Source organism: Craurococcus roseus, from assembly GCF_039523795.1.
In the GTDB taxonomy this organism is placed as follows: Bacteria; Pseudomonadota; Alphaproteobacteria; order Acetobacterales; family Acetobacteraceae; genus Craurococcus; species Craurococcus roseus.
The window spans coordinates 7,730-9,643 of record NZ_BAAAFZ010000023.1; the positions used below are offsets into that span (position 1 = coordinate 7,730).

Below are 1,914 nucleotides of genomic sequence, written 5' to 3' on the forward strand. Positions count from 1 at the left end.
AGGACGACGACGCCAAGCCGCGTTCAGCGCGCCGCCAGGAACTCGAACGCATCGCCCTCCGGCCGCCGCCCTTCGACGTGCCGCCGGTGCCAAAGCGCGTAGAACAGCAGGTGCCACGCCGCGAAGCCGCGGTGCTTCTCGCCCGCCGCGTTGCGGAACAGCGCCGCCACGCGGTCCGGCCGCGCGATCTCCGCCACGCCCGCCTGCGCCGCCACCAGCGGCCCCAGCCGCTCGCCCACGCCGCCGATCCAGGCGCCGATCGGCACGGTGAAGCCCTGCTTGGGCTTGAAGGGCTCCGCGGCCGGGAAGTTCTTCGCCAGCCATTGCCGCAGCAGCCACTTGCCGGTGTGGCCCTGCACCTTCAGCGCGTCCGGCAGGCGGAAGGCGGCGGTGGCCACGCCGTTGTCGAGGAACGGCACGCGCCCTTCGACGCCGTGCGCCATGAGGCAGCGGTCGAGCTTGACCAGCAGGTCGTTCGGCAGCCAATCCGCGACGTCCAGCGCCTGCGCCGCCTGGAGCCGCGTGCGGCCGGGCGTGAAGGCGGCGCCCTCGGCGGAGGCGGTGCCGTCGCGCCAACCTGTCAGCGGAGCGCGCAGCACGTCCTCCACCCGGTCGAAGGAGCCGCGGGAGCGTGGCGCCTTGCCGCCCATCCACCAGGGCCGCATGGCGGCGCGGTAGCGGCCGTAGCCGCCCAGGATCTCGTCGCCCCCTTCGCCGGAGAGCACCACCTTCACCTCCTCCCGCGCGCGGCGGGCGAGGAACCAGGTCGGGATGATGGCGTAGTCGGCGGCCGGGTCGTCCATGCAGGCGACGATTTCGGGCAGGTGGCGCCAGACCATGGCCTCGTCCACGTCCACCGTGACGTGTCGCGCCCCGGCCCCGCGCGCGGCGGCGGCGGCGGCGGCGCGCTCGTCGGCGGCGCCGGGCACGTCGAAGCCGGCGGTGAAGGCCGTCACCGGCTCGCCGTTCAGCCGCGCCATCATCGCCAGCACGGCGGCGCTGTCCGTGCCGCCGGAGAGGAACATGCCGTAGGGCACGTCGCTGCGCTGGTGCAGCGCCACGCTCTCCTGGAACGCGTCGTCGAAGCGGTCGAGGGCGGCGTCGAGCCCGATGTCCTCCGGCCCGCCCTCCGGCAGCGCCGCGCGGCGGCGGCGCTCCGCCACGGCGCCGTCGGCGATGGACAGCGTCTCACCGGGCAGGACGCGGGAAACGCCCTCGAAAATCGTCTCCGCGCCGGTGGTGAACTGGATCTGGAGCAGTTCCGCCAGCGCCTCGCGCCGCACGCGCGGGCGCACCAGCCCGGCAGCGACCAGCGCCTGCGGCTCGGAGGCGAAGGCGACGCCGCCTCCGACCTCGGCCATATAGAGCGGCTTGATGCCGAAGGGGTCCCGCGCCAGCACCACCTGCCGCGACGCGCGGTCGTGCAGCGCGAAGGCGTACATGCCGCGCAGCCCGTCCGTGAAGGCCAAGCCGTCGCGGCGCCAGAGGTGCAGCGGCGGCTCGCAATCGCTGCCGGTCGCGCAGTGGAGCTGGTTCTGCTCCCGCAGCTCGCGGTAGTTGTACACCTCGCCGTTGGCCACCAGAGCGGCGGCGCCGGCGAAGAGCGGTTGGTCGCCTGTGGCGAGGTCGATGATAGCGAGACGCGTGTGCGCCAGCGCCACGCTGCCCGCGACGTGGTGCCCGGCACCGTCCGGCCCCCGGTGCGCCAGCGCCTGCGTGAGCGCGTCCACCGTGGCGGCGGAGGGCGCGAGCCCCGTGCGCAGGGCGATGCCGGCGAGGCCGCACATCAGGCGGCGGCCTCCCTCGGCGCGGCGGGCGGCGCGACGGAGCGCAGGAACTCGCCCCAGCGCGCCAACACCGGCGCGGCGGCGTGGGCCCGCTCGAACTCCGCGCGGCCGGCGGCGGCCAGGGCGG

Annotated in this window: 1 protein-coding gene; it reads right to left on the bottom strand. The window is 75.5% G+C overall.

All coding sequences use genetic code 11. The features are described 5' to 3' along the window. Positions 1 to 23: 23 nt before the first annotated feature. Positions 24 to 1,787 carry an asparagine synthase (glutamine-hydrolyzing) gene (asnB, locus tag ABD067_RS09755; protein WP_343895063.1) on the bottom strand — a complete coding sequence of 588 codons (1,764 nt, stop codon included), beginning with the start codon at positions 1,785 to 1,787 and terminating at the stop codon, positions 24 to 26. Between the last annotated feature and the right edge of the window lie 127 nt (positions 1,788 to 1,914).

Excerpts from the sequence above, each read along its gene's own strand:
- asnB (WP_343895063.1), bottom strand. The coding sequence starts at position 1,787 with ATGTGCGGCCTCGCCGGCATCGCCCTGCGCACGGGGCTCGCGCCCTCC.